The organism is Elizabethkingia miricola, assembly GCF_001675285.1.
GTDB classification, from domain to species: domain Bacteria; phylum Bacteroidota; class Bacteroidia; order Flavobacteriales; family Weeksellaceae; genus Elizabethkingia; species Elizabethkingia miricola.
Genome location: NZ_LSGQ01000004.1, coordinates 25,653 through 44,118 on the forward strand (window position 1 = coordinate 25,653; position 18,466 = coordinate 44,118).

General features: G+C 34.9%; 16 protein-coding genes. 2 read left to right on the plus strand and 14 right to left on the minus strand.

What is annotated here, in order from left to right; translation table 11 throughout:
• Nucleotides 1-22 precede the first annotated feature (22 nt).
• Nucleotides 23-955, minus strand: a complete 933-nt coding sequence (locus tag ATE49_RS06130) for a mevalonate kinase family protein (RefSeq protein WP_065081456.1) — start codon at nucleotides 953-955, stop codon at nucleotides 23-25.
• A gap of 630 nt (nucleotides 956-1,585) precedes the next feature.
• Between ATE49_RS06130 and ATE49_RS06135 the strand changes: the two genes are divergently transcribed.
• Nucleotides 1,586-2,191 carry a hypothetical protein gene (locus ATE49_RS06135; protein WP_260255706.1) on the plus strand — a complete coding sequence of 202 codons (606 nt, stop codon included), beginning with the start codon at nucleotides 1,586-1,588 and terminating at the stop codon, nucleotides 2,189-2,191.
• Nucleotides 2,178-2,813, plus strand: a complete 636-nt coding sequence (locus tag ATE49_RS06140; RefSeq protein ID WP_065081458.1) for an ATP-binding cassette domain-containing protein — start codon at nucleotides 2,178-2,180, stop codon at nucleotides 2,811-2,813. Before ATE49_RS06135 ends, ATE49_RS06140 begins: the two co-directional genes overlap by 14 nt.
• A gap of 9 nt (nucleotides 2,814-2,822) precedes the next feature.
• On the opposite strand, the gene rsgA is transcribed toward ATE49_RS06140, so the two are convergent.
• From rsgA to ATE49_RS06205, 13 genes are all read right to left on the minus strand, one after another.
• Nucleotides 2,823-3,746, minus strand: coding sequence for a ribosome small subunit-dependent GTPase A (gene rsgA / locus ATE49_RS06145; protein WP_024564352.1), 924 nt, complete (start codon nucleotides 3,744-3,746; stop codon nucleotides 2,823-2,825).
• Nucleotides 3,747-3,755: 9 nt separating this feature from the next.
• Complete coding sequence (locus ATE49_RS06150) at nucleotides 3,756-4,835, minus strand: chorismate mutase (RefSeq protein ID WP_034867312.1); 1,080 nt, start codon at nucleotides 4,833-4,835, stop codon at nucleotides 3,756-3,758.
• Nucleotides 4,836-4,850: 15 nt separating this feature from the next.
• Nucleotides 4,851-5,186, minus strand: a complete 336-nt coding sequence (locus tag ATE49_RS06155; RefSeq protein ID WP_034867313.1) for a hypothetical protein — start codon at nucleotides 5,184-5,186, stop codon at nucleotides 4,851-4,853.
• A 257-nt stretch (nucleotides 5,187-5,443) separates the two neighbouring features.
• Nucleotides 5,444-6,532, minus strand: a complete 1,089-nt coding sequence (gene dnaX, locus ATE49_RS06160) for a DNA polymerase III subunit gamma/tau (RefSeq protein WP_065081459.1) — start codon at nucleotides 6,530-6,532, stop codon at nucleotides 5,444-5,446.
• A gap of 153 nt (nucleotides 6,533-6,685) precedes the next feature.
• Entirely contained in the window at nucleotides 6,686-7,297 is a 612-nt protein-coding gene (locus tag ATE49_RS06165; protein ID WP_009084574.1) for an inorganic pyrophosphatase, read from the minus strand.
• Between the two features lie 156 nt (nucleotides 7,298-7,453).
• Nucleotides 7,454-9,196, minus strand: coding sequence for an amidohydrolase family protein (locus ATE49_RS06170; protein WP_065081460.1), 1,743 nt, complete (start codon nucleotides 9,194-9,196; stop codon nucleotides 7,454-7,456).
• An 89-nt stretch (nucleotides 9,197-9,285) separates the two neighbouring features.
• Entirely contained in the window at nucleotides 9,286-9,963 is a 678-nt protein-coding gene (radC, locus tag ATE49_RS06175; RefSeq protein WP_065081461.1) for a RadC family protein, read from the minus strand.
• Nucleotides 9,964-10,081: 118 nt separating this feature from the next.
• Nucleotides 10,082-11,509 carry a S41 family peptidase gene (locus tag ATE49_RS20530; protein ID WP_260255722.1) on the minus strand — a complete coding sequence of 476 codons (1,428 nt, stop codon included), beginning with the start codon at nucleotides 11,507-11,509 and terminating at the stop codon, nucleotides 10,082-10,084.
• A gap of 68 nt (nucleotides 11,510-11,577) precedes the next feature.
• Nucleotides 11,578-12,417 carry a helix-turn-helix domain-containing protein gene (locus ATE49_RS06185; protein WP_065081462.1) on the minus strand — a complete coding sequence of 280 codons (840 nt, stop codon included), beginning with the start codon at nucleotides 12,415-12,417 and terminating at the stop codon, nucleotides 11,578-11,580.
• 47 nt (nucleotides 12,418-12,464) lie between these two features.
• Nucleotides 12,465-12,992: a hypothetical protein gene (locus ATE49_RS06190; RefSeq protein WP_065081463.1), complete on the minus strand. Its 528-nt coding sequence runs from the start codon at nucleotides 12,990-12,992 to the stop codon at nucleotides 12,465-12,467.
• Nucleotides 12,993-12,997: 5 nt separating this feature from the next.
• Entirely contained in the window at nucleotides 12,998-13,591 is a 594-nt protein-coding gene (locus tag ATE49_RS06195; protein WP_065081464.1) for a murein L,D-transpeptidase catalytic domain-containing protein, read from the minus strand.
• A 2-nt stretch (nucleotides 13,592-13,593) separates the two neighbouring features.
• Nucleotides 13,594-14,268, minus strand: coding sequence for an ABC transporter ATP-binding protein (locus tag ATE49_RS06200; RefSeq protein ID WP_034867548.1), 675 nt, complete (start codon nucleotides 14,266-14,268; stop codon nucleotides 13,594-13,596).
• A 221-nt stretch (nucleotides 14,269-14,489) separates the two neighbouring features.
• A complete protein-coding gene (locus ATE49_RS06205) occupies nucleotides 14,490-18,353 on the minus strand; it encodes a TIM-barrel domain-containing protein (RefSeq protein ID WP_065081465.1) in 3,864 nt (1,287 codons plus the stop codon).
• Nucleotides 18,354-18,466 lie beyond the last annotated feature (113 nt).

Below are 18,466 nucleotides of genomic sequence, written 5' to 3' on the forward strand. Positions count from 1 at the left end.
TTGAAATTTTAAAATTTAATTATTAGAAACGATAGATAACTTCCTTCTGGAAACCTTCTAACATTTTGTCGGCTTTATCATAATCCTTGGTAAAGCCAAGAATATAACCACCTCCTCCGCTACCGCAAAGTTTCAGGTAGTATGCATTGGTATCCAGACCTCTCTTCCATGCGTTGAAAATATTTTCCGGAATCATTGGTCTGAAATGCTCATATGCCCAGTGCGAGAGTTTTTTAAGGTTTCTGAAAAAAGGATTCATATCTTTTTTCAAAAACGCATCAATACACGCATTATTGTATCGGATAAATTCATCTTTTAATGTTTTGCGGAAACCTTCATTCTTCAGTTTCTCGAAGAAAATCTGAATCATTGGCCCAGTTTCCCCTATCTGTCCGGAATCTATTAAGAAAACAGCTCCCTTACCATGCTCACCTTCTGGTAAAGCAACTCTGTCCAGGTTTTCCTTGTTTTCAATAAGGATTGGCAGGTTCATATAGCAAATTAAGGGATCCATACCGGAACTTTTACCATGGAAGTAACTCTCCATTTCTCCGAAAACAGCTTTAAGGTTTTTCAGATTATCTTTCGATATATTTTCCGGATTATGTTTGTTCACTGAATAGCGTTCGAAAATAGCAGCTACTAAAGCTCCTGAGCTCCCTACTCCATAGCCTTGCGGAATATTAGAGTCAAAGAAAAGACCATTAGAAATATCCTTTTTAAAGCTTTCAATATCCAGCCTGAAATCATCGGAAAGATTTAAGTCTGAAAGAAAGTCTGAATATTTCTGCAAATGTTTGTTGGAGTTGATCTCGAATTCAGAATCTGCGTCAGCTTCTGAAAACTTTAAAGTTCCTTTATAGAAACTATAAGGTACAACGAGCCCCTGAGAATCTTCAATCATTCCGTATTCTCCGAACAAAATTATTTTTGCATAAAATAAAGGATTCGCCATGTGTCTTTTATATGCTACAAAATTACAAAATTTCTATTTTCCGAATGTTATTTTTATTAAAAATATATTCATTAACATTACAGAGAATCTATAAATTCGGGTAGCATTAAGCAAATTTCCGGCCAGAAAATCTTATACGGCTTCCCAATATAGGATTCTTCTCTCATTTCAATTCAGATTAAATCCTCTAAATTATCATATAGAGTGAACAAGGTGCTATAAATTATAAAGTTTATTAAAATTATTCAATGGAAAGTGATTTTTTATAAATTTGGGCTGTAATAATATTGTTACAACAGTCTATCCATACAATAACCATAGAATTTGAAAGCAATTTTCCATCATTTTATTTTCAGAATTAGTCAGTGCTTTCGAATTTTCAGCTTTCAGGGTAGGATTGCTTTACCCTTTTTAATTATAGCTGGTATTTTAATCGCACTTAAACTTCCTGACAACCGACTATATCCTCTACTCTTCTTTTTAATAGTCCTCTCATTTCATTTTAGAAGAAAAGATATTCCCTTTCTAAAAAAAGCTTTTATAAAGAACTGGCGCTTTATCATTTTCCTTGAACCGGCATTTATCTATTTGTTTTTGCTTCTTGGGAATATACACTATAAATCTGATATATTGGGTTTAGCAGGATTACTTCTGATTACAAGCTTTCCATTTTTTTATCCAAAGACAAAAATCAGTGCTAATTCTAAATGGGATTTTATTCCCAATGAACTTTTTGAGTGGAAATGTTTACTGAGAAATAATACAGTTGCCGCTGTTCTGATCTACTTGGTTATTATAGCATCTTCTTATCATATTTCTACATTAACATTCTGCGGATTGTTTGTTCTGGATCTGTTTCCAAGGCTATATTCTGATAATGAAAATAAAGAAATGCTGGAAATGTATTTTAGAAAATACACTCTGGAAGATAAGATCCGTAAGAATATGAAATTATTCAATCTCTTATTCCTTCCTGTCTATATAGGCTTTTTGATTCTGAATAGAGAAGATAGCCTGCTATTACTATGTTATATTCTGTTTATGAATTTATTTCTTATACTGGCATTAACCAGAAAGTATAAAATCTATCACTATAAAGAGAGGGCTAATTATTTTGATATGGGAATATTTTTATCTTATTTTATCTATACTATAACTATTATCCCTGCCATTGTAATTATTATCGATAACATTAAATCTGCAAAAGAAAATATCAGCCAATATGTTGGAAATTAAAAATCTGAATGTAAGTTTTAAAACGCAGAATGTCCTTAACAACCTTAACCTGAATATAGAAGAAGGTATTGTTATTGGTATTCTCGGAAAGAATGGAGCCGGAAAAACAACCTTGTTCGAATCTCTGTATCAAAATGTGAAATACAGCGGAACTATTAAATGGCACAATGAGTCTTTAAAAAGAGAAAGCATATCTTATTTGGAAACCGAGAACTATTTCTACCCATACATTACAGGGAAAGAACACCTTGGTTATTTTTCTAAAGATAAAGAATCCAAATACAATTTTTTAACCGAAAAGTTCGGACTTCCATTAGAAAAATTTGCTCAGGATTATTCCAGCGGAATGAAAAAGAAACTTGCCCTTATAGGGATGTTACTATTGGACAAACCTGTTAATATTCTGGACGAACCATTTAATGGTGTTGACTTTGAAGGTGTACATGTTTTGTACGACATTATCCGGGATCTGAAATCTGAAAACAAAGCTGTTCTGGTAAGTTCTCATATCATAGAAACCCTATTCCATACCTGTGACAAAATCGCCATACTACAAAATGGAAGTATTGACAGGGTTATTGACAAAGCCGATTATCACCAGCTACACAATTTCAAATTCTAAAAGAAAGGATTATTGGTTCTGTTCTTCTGCTTCTTCCATAAGTTTAATGTAAGTAGCATAACGGGACTCCAGAATTTCTTCATGCTCCAATGCATCTAAAACGGCACATTTCGGTTCGTTTATATGCAGGCAATTATTGAACTTACAATTCTCGGAAATACTAAATATCTCCGGGAAATAATGCTGAATTTCTTCTTTCTCAACATCTATCATCGCAAATTCACGAACTCCGGGAGTATCAATTACCTGACCGCCAAAAGGCCAGAAATGCATCTGGGCAAATGTAGTGGTGTGTTTCCCTTTCAGGTGAATATCGGATATATCTCCTGTCTTTAGATTTACTTCAGGGTTTAAAGCATTTACCAAAGTAGACTTCCCGCTTCCTGAGTGTCCGAAGAATACAGATGTTTTATCTTTTAGAATCTCTCTGAGGCTCTCCATATTCAGTTCGGATACAGAAGAAACAAAAAGAGAATCATAACCTATAGACTGGTATACAGTAGCAATATCTTCAGCATATTCCAGTTCTTCCTGGTCCAGCAAATCGGCTTTATTGAAAAGGATTAAAGGCTTTATATCATAAGCCTCACAACATACCAGAAAACGGTCTAAAAAACCTAAAGAAGTTTCCGGCATTTTCAGTGTGAAAAGAATGCAGCCAATATCAATATTGGAAGCTATAATATGAGCTTCTTTAGACAGGTTTACAGCCTTACGGATCAGATAGTTCTTTCGCGGTTCTATCTTTGTAATCCATGCAATATCGTCCTGTTCCAGCGAGAACTCAACAAAATCCCCGACTGCCAAAGGATTGGTCAGTCGGGTTTTTATTAATTTAAATTTGCCTCTGATTCGGGCTTCATAAATTTTTCCGGATTCTTGATCTAAAACCTGATACCAGCTTCCGGTAGATTTTATGATAATACCCCTCATAAGCAATAATTATTTGTTAATCATAATGTTATTCTGAACATCAATAGATTCTTCGTGGATAGCATTGAATACTTTCTCGATAAATTCTCTTGACATTCCAGTTTCATCAGCTTTTTGCGCTGCATATTCAGCAATAACTTTCCATCTGTCCGGTTGGAAGATCGCAATGTTATTTTCTTTTTTCAATGTACCGATTTTCTCAGACACCTTCATTCTTTGGTTAAGAAGGCTGATAAGCTGGAAGTCGATATCACTGATTAATGTTCTGTGTTTACCCATTTCATCTTCGTACCCGGAGATATCCTGATTTCTTGTTTTCAGGTTAGACAGTAGTTCAGCTAAAACTTCCGGAGTAATTTGCTGTGCAGCATCACTCCATGCTTCATCCGGATTCGGGTGAGTTTCGATCATAAGACCTTCATAGCCACAGTTTAGAGCTTCCTGAGAGATCGCAGCTAAACCTGTTCTGTTTCCACAGATGTGAGAAGGATCTACAATCATTGGAATATTTGGGAATTGCTTTTTAAAATCAAGTGCAATTGTCCAGTTTGGAACGTTACGGTATTTAGTTTTCTGGTAATTAGAGAAACCTCTGTGAATTACACCAAGGTTTTTAACATCTTGTCCTAATAATCTCTCCATTGCTCCGATCCACAATGCAAGATCCGGATTAACCGGGTTTTTAACAAGTACAGGTTTGTTTGTACCTCTTAGTGCCTGTGCAATTTCCTGAACTGTAAAAGGGTTTACAGTAGAACGTGCTCCGATCCATAAGATATCTACATCAGCTTCTAATGCTGCAAATACGTGATTTGCATTAGCTACCTCAGTTGCTGTTTTAAAACCGTACTCTTCTTTAACTTTTTTCAGCCAGTTAAGACCAATAACCCCTACTCCTTCAAAACCATTTGGTTTTGTACGAGGTTTCCAGATTCCCGCACGAAATACAGAAACATTGGCATTGCTCTCTTTAATTCTTCTGGCTGCTTCCAGCATTTGTGACTCGCTCTCCGCGCTACATGGTCCCGCAACTACTAGCGGTGATCCTAGTTCTGATATCCAATCAGACTTTACTTCGTTTAGATTCATATTTAATTTGAGAATTTAGGAAAAATCAAACTTCATTAAATCGTCCAGCTCCTTAAGAATTGGATTCTTTTCTGCAAATTTATCAAATAATTTTCGTTTGGTAATGATTTCTTTTTGCAAAGTTTCATCCTCCACGTATTTACTTTTAATATGAAAATTATTGACTTTCCGTTGAAATACAGATAAAAAATCTTTTCTTACGGTCTCAAACTCGGATTTAGCAGCTTCAGATGGTACTTTTATAAGAATTTTATTTTCATCCTTCTTCTGTAATTTACAGACTTTTATGGCTGAAAACTTCACCGGATCATCATCTTGAAGATTATCTAGGAATTGCTTCCATTCATGCAATAAATCTACTTCAGAAAAATGATTTGCAGGTAAATTATCTTTTACTTCTACCTTTTCCGTCTTTACTTCCTCTTTTTTATTCAGCCAACCAGTAATACTAAAAGAAGAAATATCTTCTAATGGTTTTACTTCTTTTGGCTTGTTTGGATTATCTAATAAAGAAGGTTTAGCCGTTGTTTCCGTAGAAACCGGTTTCTGATTCTGGGTAACCTGAGTTTGTTCCTGGTTCGCTTTAGCAGCTGCTTTTAAAAGCGGCGCTAAGATTCTAAACTTTTTTTTTTAGTGGCATCACTTACGGAAAGTGAAGCTAATTGCATAAGAGCGATTTCAACAGTGAGACGTTGATTTTTAGAATTCTTATAGTTAATATCTGCCTGATTGCAGATTTCCAAAGCATCGATAAGTTCCTGTGCGGTCCATTTCTGACTTTGCTCTACATATTTAGCTTTTGTTTTCTCTCCTACTTCTATAAGATTAATTGTATTAGGGTTCTGCGCCATCATCAAATCACGGAAGTGGCTTCCCAGTCCTCCGATAAAAATATGTGGATCAAATCCTTTATTTACGATCTCATTAAGTTTGGAAAGAATTCCAGGAATATCGTTAGACTTTGCGAAATCTGCAATTTGCAGATAGTAATCGTAATCTAATATATTCAGTGTTTCTGCCGCCTTGGCAAGTGTAATATTTCTTTGTGTAAAAGTTGTAAGGCGGTCGAAAATGGAAAGAGCATCTCGTAAAGCACCATCTGCCTTTTGGGCTACCAGAAACAGAGCATCGTCTTCATACTGAATACCTTCTTTCTCTGCTATCTTGCGTAAATGACTCTGGATATCTTCTATCTGAATTCTTTTAAAATCATAAATCTGACATCTTGATAAAATCGTTGGAATTATCTTATGCTTTTCGGTAGTTGCCAAGATAAAAATAGCATGCGCAGGCGGTTCTTCCAATGTTTTAAGAAAAGCATTGAATGCTGCAGTGGACAGCATGTGCACCTCGTCGATAATATATACTTTATATTTCCCAACCTGAGGAGCAAAGCGAACCTGATCAATCAGTTCCCGGATATCGTCTACAGAATTATTTGATGCTGCATCTAATTCATAAATATTAAATGCAAATCCTGTATCATCCGAAGCTCCTGATTTTTCATTAATTTTTCTGGCAAGAATACGTGCACATGTAGTTTTACCTACACCACGCGGTCCGCAGAAAAGAAGTGCCTGTGCTAACTGATTGTTATCTATAGCATGCTCCAGAGTATCTGTAATGTGGGATTGCCCAACAACGGTATCAAATTCTAATGGGCGATATTTACGTGCAGATACTATAAAGTTTTCCATACCTCAAAAATAAAAAAAAGCTAGACGAAATCAAAAGTTTTTCAGGATTCTTTGATTCTAATTTTTCCTTTGTTAATATTATTTTATACTGTTAAACAAAAAAAGCGCCTCTAAGTAAATAGAAGCGCTTTTATCTTTTTTATTATCTTAAGATTATTCTCCGTAATGTTGGTTATAATCTTTTATAGATGCTTCTATAACTTTTTTTGCGTGCTCAGCTCCATATACGTCATCGATTCTTACTACAGCTGGCTCAGTTGGTAAGTTTTTATACGAAAGGAAATAATGCTTCAAACGGTTAACTTCAGCTACCGGAAGATCGGAGATATCTCTCATGTGACCATAAACCTGGTCATCTACTAATACAGCGATGATTTTATCATCAGCCTCTCCTTTATCAATCATTTTAAAACCTCCGATTGGAATAGCTTCTAAAATCATACCTCCACCATTGATGTTATGGCTGCTTAGAACACAAATATCCAATGGATCGTGATCTCCTTCTTTAACGTCTACAGAACCATTCGCAACAGCCAAATCCTTTACAGCATCCTCACAGTAAGTCTGTGGAACGAAACCATATAAAGCAGGAATGATATTAGAAAACTTCTGTGGTCTGTCTACTTTCAGGTAACCAGTTTCTTTATCTACTTCATATTTAATAGTATCAGAAGGTACGATCTCTACGAAAACATTTACAATTTCCGGAGCTTTCTCTCCAACACTGATACCATGCCAAGGATGGGCTTTGAATTTAGGGTTCATATAATTGTTTATATTTTAAGTTTTACAATTGCTCCGTAATATGAAATTAACAATTTCGAATACGAAAACAGGGTGCAAAATTACAAATTATTTGAAATAAATGGTTTTAATTTTTCGATTTTTAAATTAATTTTATTTGCAGCCCCTTTTAAAAGCCTACTTGATAAAGTATACCTTTATAATTTTATGGTTTTTTATTTCATAAACTGCGGTGGCCTCAACTTTTGCATTACTTATCATTCCTGATACACTTTCTCTGTCTATCACTACATTTCCCTGAACAATTCTTCCTTTTAGTTCACAATGCAGGCCTGGCATCTTATTAAACATCTCGGTATAAGATTTTCTCATCCCTTCTTTTCCTTTACTTATTAGAGTATTTGGAAAAGTATAAATCTCAACATCATCAGAATATGGCTCCAGAAAGGCTTCGATATTTCTGGCATTATAAGCATTGAGCTGTTGCTGCACCAATAATTCAGGAGTTATTGGAATCAGACTTCCAGGATCCAATGCATTACCATTTTTGAAAATTTTATTTATAGCAGTAAGGTTTTCAAGAGATTTAGTAGGATCTTCATTCAAAAGGATCATATCCGCAATCTTACCTTTTATAATACTTCCGGACATCATTTCTTTATTCAATATTTTAGCTGAATTGATAGTTGCAGATTGCAGTACCTGCCAAATCGACAGCCCACTTTCCTGCATTGCTTTCAGTTCATTCTGAAAAGATGATGCATGCTGTGTTCCAATATTTCCGGCATCGGTTCCCGCAGCAATAGCAACTCCTCCATCAGCCAGCTTTTTCAGATTAACCTTACGAATCGAATCAGTACGGGATATACGAGTCTTCATCTGCGGCTGATCAAACCTTTGTTTAAGTACGGGTATTACTGCATTTGATAAATGCTTTATATCATATATTGACCCGATTGCCTCAGGGTCTGAACTCTTTAGGTCGTATGTATTATAATTAATATTCTGTCGAAATGTATTATAATAATTGTCCATAACTGTGAGCGTAGGTGACAAAATAACTTTTCCTGACTTCAATAACTGAACAAAACTATCGGAAACAACTTCATCCTCTATATTGTGAACCAGAAAATCACAACCGTTTTCTACAGCTATTTGCGCAGCAATTCTTTCTGTAGCGTGTACAGCAACTTTTAAGTTGTTTTTATGTGCTTCCTGAATAATTTCTTTAATCAACGGTTCATATTTTCTGGCTGCTGCTTCAACTCCTTCTTTTCCCAAAGAAACAATGTACCATATTTTAATAAAATCCGGACGATATGGTAATTGCTCATTGATTGCTTTTTTGGCATCTTCAATTGTTGATACCAATCTGAAAGGCTCATCATTTTTAAGCCCCATAAATACCTGAGGCTCATATGTAGTAAGCAAAGGCCCAGTCATATAAACTGATGGCAATAATCTGTTTTCGGAAAGTGAATCTCTTAATTTCAAAAAATTATATGTTGATCCTACATCTATAACACTCGTTATTCCCGTTTTTAAATATCTATTTAAAAGAGCCTTCATATTTTGATGTCCCTTCTCTATCTCCTTATTGTAAGGGACAAATTTTCTAAGATCTAAAGCATCCGGCCTTGTATAGAGTCCCCCGCTCTGAAAGAAATGTACGTGAGCATCTGTCATACCAGGCATAAGGTATTTTCCTGTGCCATCTATGACTACAGCATTAGAAGGAAATACTTTTTTTCCTGCCGGTTGTATATCAGCAATAACATCTTTGCTAATAGTAACTGTTTGGACAGGTATTAATTTCTTATTGACAACATCAACAATTGTAACATTCTTGATAAACGTTTGAGAATGCATGCTGACAGAACACAATCCGGCAGCAAAAAGTATAAACAGCAGTTTTTTCATAATTCCTGGTTTGGTGCATAAACAAAGTTAATTGAAGTAATTCAATTTCCAGGAATCTTTTTCTAGGTATAAGAAATCATTACTTACGCTTAAAGAATACCTTCGTCGCTGAAACTAAAAAAAGAATTCTGGGAAATAATAAGATGATCCAAAAGCTTTATGTTCAAAATTTCACCGGCATTTTTAATATTTTCTGTGATATGTATATCCTGTCGGCTTGGTTTCAAATTTCCAGACGGATGATTGTGTGCAATGACAATGGCTGTTGCAAGATGATTCAAAGCAATACTAAATAATATTCTGGCATCTACAATGGATTGGTCGATACCGCCATGGGTTAGTTTTTCTTTATGGATAATCATGTTACTCTGGTTGAGAAACAGGCACCAAAATTCTTCATGATGCAGATCTCCTAAATACGGGTGTAATATATTGAAAGCATCTTTACTATTGCTTATTACCGGATTTTTAGAAACTTCCTGTAAGGCTTTTCTCCTTCCTATCTCCAGTGCAGCAGCAATAGTTATTGCCTTTACCTCTCCTATCCCTTTATACTTCATCAGATCTTTTACTGTAAGCAAACTCAGCTGATGCCAATTGTTATTTACAGATCGTAATATTCTTCTTCCAAGTTCTATTACACTTTCTCCTATATTCCCCGATCCTATAATAATAGCCAGTAAATCTGCATCCGAAAGCGCCTCTTTGCCTTTCAGTAAAAATTTTTCACGGGGCCGATCATCTTCAGCAAGGGATTTTACTTTCATACTTAAGATCCTGTTGTTGTTAAAGATAAGAAATTAAATATGACAAATAAAATAAATTAATTTAATTAAAAATATACATTAATAAATATAAAAAAAGTTAATAATATATTGAATAACTTTATTGTTCCAGATAACCTACTGTATACTGTATCCAGTCTTCAACATTTTTATCCAGATAAAGATCCGGCTGAAGCCCAATATTATCTACGGGATAATCCGGTAACCTTAAAGACCTGAAAGTTGGCAGCTGTAACTGATACTCCGGGCATCCAAAATCAAAAAAACGGGCGGCTGCATAATCTAATCCTCCGGAAGTCACTGTACCAATTATTTTCACTTTCTTACTTTGTCTGGTCGCCATTACAAAGTTTTCAGCAGCACTTCCTACCCTTTTATCTACTAAAACAGCTACATGTTCAGGACTTTTATTAGAAATATCAAATTTATTTACGGAAAAAGGCTTACCGCTAAGATTCACAAACTTCCCCATATTACTCTTAAGAAGGGCAATATCCTTATTGAGCATCTCTATCTCGTCCTTTTTATCTTCTCTTCCTTTAACAGATTCTATATATCCGGACAGCCCGTTTATTAAAGTATTTGTAGCTAAATATTCAACTCCTAAACTTCTGGTTGATCCAGTCATAATATAAGGTAGCAAATTATAATAAGCAGTATCCGTTCCGCCAGAATTTCCTCTCAGGTCAACAATAAGATTTTTACTACCCTCAAGTAATGAAAGGTTCTTATCAATAAGATCTTTTATAATTTCAACATAGGGATAATCAAAGGAAGGTAATGTTATGATGGTTGTTTTATCCGTAAGCTGCTTTATCTCAAAACCACGAAGCTCTCCCACTTTAACTTTTACTTGCTCTTCCAATAATTTGGTTTTAGGATTTTCCTTTACAAGGAATACTCTCATTTCTCTGAAATATATAATGCTATTGTCATATACATCATAATTTCCGGTTTTCAAACTTTTATCTAAAGCGTAATACTCATATTTACCGTTAGGAAACAATCTGAATTTAACTTCATTAGGTTTCCAAAACTTAGAGCTTGAGGAGGTAATAAATCCTGTGTACTCAGTGCTATTTTTCTTAGTGATTCCTATGTCGTAAACAAGACCTCCAGTCTCCACAAACTTGCTTTTCCATATTCCTTCGAGACCTTTAGCTGTTGGCTTTATCGATTTCTGAAACTTAGAAATATCAATCTTCACAAAATCTGATCCTCTAATTTGTTGCTCTTTTTTACCAATTGAAGAGTTTATCCAAATATGTCCGTCCCTAAAGAAAGAAGTATATTTTTTTAGAATTTCTATACAGTTTTCTGATGTAGCATTACCTGCATTATCCTCTAGTTGCTTTTTAAAACCATCATAGAGAACTTTATCTTTTGTCTTTTGCTCAAATCCGGGATATTCATTCTCAATCTTGGTGATTAATTTTTCCAGAGCGTCACTGCATCGGCAATTATTTTGAGCGTAAAATAAATTTACAATAAGGGAAATAGTAATTGCAAGAATAATTTTCGTTTTCATTTTCATGGTTATTTCGCACTACAAATAAAATTAAAACCAAGGTTTTAAAATTGTAAAAATCATGCAATTTAGCCTTCTGTATAAATCCAGGCTAATTCTTCCTGCTGAAATTTAGTTTTCTTTTTCAGCTGCCCCGGAGTTTCGCCTGTAATTTCTTTAAAATCTTTTATAAGATGTGATTGATCTGCATAATTATGATTGTATGCAAGCTCTGAAAATTTATTTCTATTATGGTCAATCAGCTTGTCTAATACATTTCTAAATCTAATAGTTCTTAAAAATGCTTTAGGGCTTTGTCCTACCTGATCAATAAATAAACGGTACAAAGTTGATTCGTTTACAGATAACTTCTTCGCAAGATCCCCTATTCTGATTTCTTTATTATTGCTGATATGAAATAAAGTCTCTTTTATCCTGTCTGTTTTAGAATTATCAACTATACTTCTCAGCAACAAACTCTCGAGCATATATTGTCTTGCATAATCATTTTCATTTTCAAACAACTTCTCCAAAAAGCAAGGATCACAACCCTTAAATAGTAAATCAAAAACCTTATTACTACTCAGCAGCTCATTATAAGAGACTTTTGTAAACTTACGGAGTGCTGCCGGATGAAAAATAAGACAGATTTCATCGAGTTTAGCATTAATATCTACATGCAGGCTTGATTCGTAAAATCCGGAAATAAAGCTTACATACGTTTCATTACCCTCTAATGTAGATATATATCTTGTCTTATTCCTTTGCTCAAGGATTACCTTATTCTTTTTGTAGATAGATAAGCAAAGATTTGTATTAGGAAAAGTTGTATAATTAATCCTCTCTTTACCTTCAGATCTAAAGAAAATAAAATACTGTACAATATCTTCCAGTTCAGGACGGCTGGTTTTCAGAATACTTGTCCTCATAGCCTCTCAGTATTAAATTTAAAAAGAATATATTCTTCTAAAAACTTTTATATATGGAGTGAGCTTTTCAGCAGAACGAGCAAAACAACCATAACAAAAATACCTACTAATATGCTGATTTTATCTTTTCTAGAATATTCTGTTTTATTCTGAGTACCAGAAAACAGATTTTTCGCCAAGCTAATAACCCGTTGCTTATTTATATACAGTATAATAAAAATAATAAGCTGGAAAAACATAGCAGTTCCCAATGCTACTATCCCATAGAAATAATCCTGTAGAATAATATTGAAAAGAATAGCCGATAGCAGAATTGCTCCGAAGATTCTAGTCCTGTAAAATAAAAGGCAAGCTGCTCCTATTATTTCAAAAACACCAATGATAACAGGATATGCTATATTATAACCATAAAAGGCCCACATAACCTGATGTCCAGACATTTCTGAAACTTCTCCATTATAATGTTTTATAGTATCAAACTGGATATATTTTGATGCACCATATATCCCCATGTAAAAAGAGACAAATATTACAAGACTCCATTCAAAAGCCTTAAGCAGTATTTTTTTATTCATAGTAACTATACATAGATATACAAAACAATATTCTTCTCCGAAGAATCAATATATTTCTCTAAAGTACTAAAAAATGAATCTGAAACCATTGGACATCCTAAACTAAGTACAATAGGATTTATTGTTTCACTGTCAGGAACTTTTGAATATCTATGCAGTACAATAGCACGACTTAAAGCATTACTATTTGTATTATCCATACCAATAAGCCTGTATGCTTTACCAAAGTCTCCGTTATAACTGTTCTTTATCACATATTTTCCGACCGAGGAACAGTAAGAGCCATCGGTATTACTGAATTTAAGCTTTCCGTTTATTTTACCACTCTCTGATCCCGAGCCATGTGCGACCATACCTTTCTCCAGAGTTTTTCCTGAGTTTAAATCAATAACAAAAAATCTGTATTTATTGGAAGTAAGAGAGAAATCTACAAAAAATGCCAATTTTTCATTGTAGCCATTTTCCGAAGCAAATTTTCTTATTTCTTCTGTTCTGTTGTTAGAGTCACTGCCCCTAACTGTGGATTTATCAAAGCTGGTATTTGATACCAATGCGATGGCAATAACTCCAAAAAGAAAAAGATATATATATTTCTTCATTCTTAGAATCCGTCCACAATCTGGCCATCCTTCATCACCAATTTACGGTCAGTACTTTCAGCAAGCCCCTGGTTATGGGTTACAATAACGAATGTTTGGTTGTATTTATCTCTAAGATCAAAGAATAACTGATGAAGACTGTCTGCATTTTTAGAATCCAGGTTTCCTGTAGGCTCGTCTGCAAAGATAATTTTCGGATCATTAATTAACGCTCTTGCCACAGCAACACGTTGTGCTTCTCCTCCGGAAAGTTCTTTTGGTTTATGATGAATTCTGTGTGCTATTTTCAGTTCATCAAAAAGTTCATGTGCTTTTTCCAAGGCATTCGGATTTGGTTTATCCGAAATTCTTACCGGCAATAGTACATTTTCTAATGCTGTAAATTCAGGCAGAAGCTGATGAAACTGGAATACGAAACCTATATTTCTATTACGGAATCTGGATAGCTCTTTGTCCGACATTTCCAGAAAAGATTTACCATTCAGTAATATTTCAGTATCATTAACAGACGTATTAGATGGTGAATCCAATGTACCCAGAATTTGTAACAAAGTAGATTTACCTGCACCAGATTCTCCTACAATAGAGACAATTTCTGCATCCGGAATCTCGATATTCACTCCTTTTAATACATCTAATGAACCGTAAGATTTATATATATTTTTCGCTTTAATCATCATTCGTCAAAAATACTAATTAGTTGTGAGTTATAAAGTATGAATTTATATAGTTATAGATAAATTTTCAAATGATTTTAAAGATTACAAAGAACTCTTTAATCACTTCTATTTAACAGGCCCTAAAACAGCAGCATTCTGTTTTACAATACAAATGCTTACAGAAATAAAAATGACCGGAAAAATTCCGGTCATTTATTCAGATACTTATCCCTGATATTTTAAAAATTTACTGAATTCAGATCTTTGTCTACAAGGATTCCTTGCTGTGACTTTAGATTAAACTTCAGGTTCTTTTTTGCTTTGAACTTAATGATAAACAAATTATTGCTACCATTAAGGGCTTCCTGCTTTCCAAGATTAACAAAGGTAGGATACAATACCTTCTCTCTGTTGGAATGCAGTCTGTCATTTGTAAGGTTCTCCATCTTCTTGGTATCTAGCGTTTGGATTCCTACAAATTCATAATCCTGAGCATTATAAGGCAATGCAAAACTTAGTGCATTTACAGACTTTAGATTAGTTCCTTTTACAGTCACTTCAACAATCTCGTCTTTGTTATAATTCTGCTTAGGTGTTGTTATTTCCAATTTCCCGGATACCTTTTCAATCTTTGCTTCATCTACACCTCCATCTAATTGTGTCGCAACAACAGATATATCATAAGCATCGATAAGATTATTCTTATTAACATCACCGTTACTTACATAACCTTCAAAATCTGCATCTCCTTTTCTCAGTCCGGTATAATTGGTATATGAAGTAAGATCATTTCGGTCAATTAACTTATCATTGTTAATGTCCCCCGGCAAATAGCTTTCTGTTCCCGGTACTTTGAATACATATAACTCACGGCCTGTTCCATAATCTCCTATAGCTTGTTCCACAGAAATTTTCACATATCTTGCTGTCGGATGAGATGTAAAGGTAAATTCTTTAGGATCAAAATCATCTTTCCATTCAAATGTTCCCGCATCTGTCCAGGTTTGTTTATCCATACTGTAAGAAACTTTACCTTTCTTAATCAGCCCGTTTCGTCCATCGTTACGCGGTAATAACTGGAATTTATCTAACTGATTAATAGATTTAAGATCTACTACAAGATCGAAAGGAACTGCTTTCACTCTATATTTTGTATGCCACATATTGCCTTCTTCCTCATCGAACAATTTATAAACTTCAAAACCTTCCTGTGCATCTACAGATGTTGATCCGGATATTCCTTTAATGGCAAATTCTAAAGGATTTGATTTTGTTTTGGCAGCAAACGAAGTCCAGTCAGAAGCTCCGTCTTTATTTACCGCTCTTACTTTGAATGTATAATCCGTTTCGGCAGTCAGACCCTCAAACAGAAGTTCGATATCTTTTATTGTGGAATATTTCAGTCCGTTGAAGTCTATTTCGTAGTAATCTGCATTCGGAACTTTATCCCAGGTAGGCTTTACGGTGTAAGCTTCCAGGTTTTTGTCTGTAATCTGTACATTTTTCGGAGCTGTAAGTGAGCCAGATGTTATTTTCAGATGATTTTCAGGATCAAATTTGTAACCTTCAAGTTCTAAAGATACTTTTTGATTCGTGATATCTGCTTTAGCCGTTTTTACCCAAACCTGTGGATTTTTTATAATCTGAACTTTTTCAAACTCAGTTCCTTTAGTTGAGAATCTATTGAAGTTAGGCTTTTCGTTGTAATAGTATACATTTTCCTGTGCTTCAAACTCTGCTAATGAAGTAACTTCTTTAAGTTTCACCTTTTTATTTCCAACTTTAGCTATAATATTTTCAGGCTTTGCAGTAACGCTGATTCTAAATTCAGTAGCTTTCTCTTTTGTCTGTCCGTCAAAATTTCCTTTTGCAGGAAATACGGTTACAACAGCTTTATCTTTAACCAGATTAGATTCAATAATTGTTGATGCTCCTTTACCAGCTTTATACTGCTCGGATACTCCATCGTCATCATATTCTGTAAATGAAGTTTTACCCAAAGGATATACTTCATAAATACGAAGATTTCTATTGATTTCTGATACATTATTATTCGGATTAGCCAACGGAATAATTGCTCCACGTTTTACAAATACCGGAAGCTTCCAAATCGGACTATCAATGCTATTAATGATTTGCCCGCCATCATACTGCTCCCCGGTAAGGTAATCTACCCATTGTCCTTTTGGCAGGTATATTCCGTTTCTTATATCGTTGCCTTTATCATCAGTTTTAGTTTCCTGGTAAATAGGAGCAACGAGGAATGCTGGCCCATACATAAACTGGTACTGCGTCATTTTCCCCTGAGTATATGCATTTTGTTCTTCCAGGAACATTGCTCTGATCATAGGCAGACCATTTACGGCTTCTTTTGCAATACTATAAGAATATGGAAGAAGCTCTGACTTTAGTTTCAGATAATTACGGTTAATGGAAGTTGCTGTTTCTCCTAAAGCATGCGGATATTTCTCATTGGAACCCCAGCCATCCATATTCAGCTGCATTGGTGTGAATGCTTTCCACTGGAAATCTCTGGTATTAATAATAGGCTTCTTTCCTCCGAAAATACCATCCATATCGGATGTAATATTCGGCTGTCCGGATAATCCAGATCCAATATAAGTCGGAATATGGAAACGGATATATTCCCAAACACCACCTGTCTGATCCCCGGACCAGATCCCTGCATAACGCTGGGTTCCTGCCCAACCATCTAATGATATAATAAATGGTCTGGCATCATTACCATATTTAGGCATAATATTACCCACGTCTGAAACGCCATTCAGTCCAAATGAATAACCATCTCCTACCCATGCTACATCCGTCTTTAGAACACGTACTCCGGCATCCCTTACTTCTTTAATGATATCCCTTTGTAATAATGCACTTATTCCTTCTTTCGGATGAAGATCGGATTGCGTCCACAAACCTATTTCAACACCATTTTTACGGGCATAATCTCCAAACTCCTTCAGGTTTTTAATGTTACCATCCAGTGTTTCTGTCTGTCCATAGCCTGCACCGTAGCCATCATTAGGTAATACCCATCCTAATGGCATATCATTATTTTTGTAACGGTCTACAACAGCCCGTGCAGAGAACTGATAATTATTTTTTTCACCATTCAAAGATTCTTTGATACCACCGTTTTCTTTCTGGCTTTCTTTATAACGCTTTCCATCTTCGAAAAGAATTCCTTTTTCGTCCTCTTTCCAGTAATCTCTGTTATAAGCATTAAGGTGCCCTTCATAGAAACCAAACTTTGGTAATAAAACCGGATTACCTGTAAGCTGATAGAAATCGTTAAGCAAAGCAACCGGACCATCGTTTACCATAAGGAATAAGTCCAGATAATTATCATCATGAGACAGAGAAACTTTACCTTTCTCCTTTGCCCCGAAATCGTATTTCCCTTTCTTGAAGGTATACCACATCATTCCATAGCCTTTAGAAGACCAATAGAAAGGTGTTGGAGAAGCTACTCCACCATCTGTCCAACTGTTCTGGTTTTCAATAGCAATAGCCTTTCCTTTATGAGAAAAACGTCCGTTCTGAACACCGCCACCATAGAAATATTCCTGTGGATTTTCCTTTAGTGTAAGACTTGTTTTGTTTTTCTCAAAGTTTAATGGCTCTGCTTCTTCAACAACTACGGCTTTTGTCTGCAGATTGATAAGTTTAAAAAGAGAGGTATTCTTATCGAAAACTACCTGTACTTTGTCTGTTGTAATACTCAGTTGGTTATTATCCTGAGCAATATTAAGCTTGGTTACAGCTTTTCTTGGGTTGCTGACTAATATTTTAGCCTCTGGTTTGGCCTCCGGATTACGCATCCCTTTTCCACTGTTGTCCTGGAATAATCGGAAGATATTGTCCCCATAGAAATCCAGTAAAGCTTTTTGTTGGTTCGAGAATGTAATCTCGATGGTTGTAGCATTAATTTTTTTTGCATCTACTATTCTCAGTTGTTGCTGGGTAACATTCTCTACTTTAGCAGCAACAGTCTGTTGTGCCTGTACATAGTTTGTCAGAAATGTTGAGGAAGCAAATGCGAATAATACTCCGGCAGTAGGTTTAATACCCCAGAATTTTCTCTTCATAATATTTAAATTTTCCTGGTTAATAAGAATCTTACAAATTTAACAAGCATAATTGTATTTAAGGCATTATAAGTATAAAAATATTACTAAAGACACAACAATCTTAAATATAA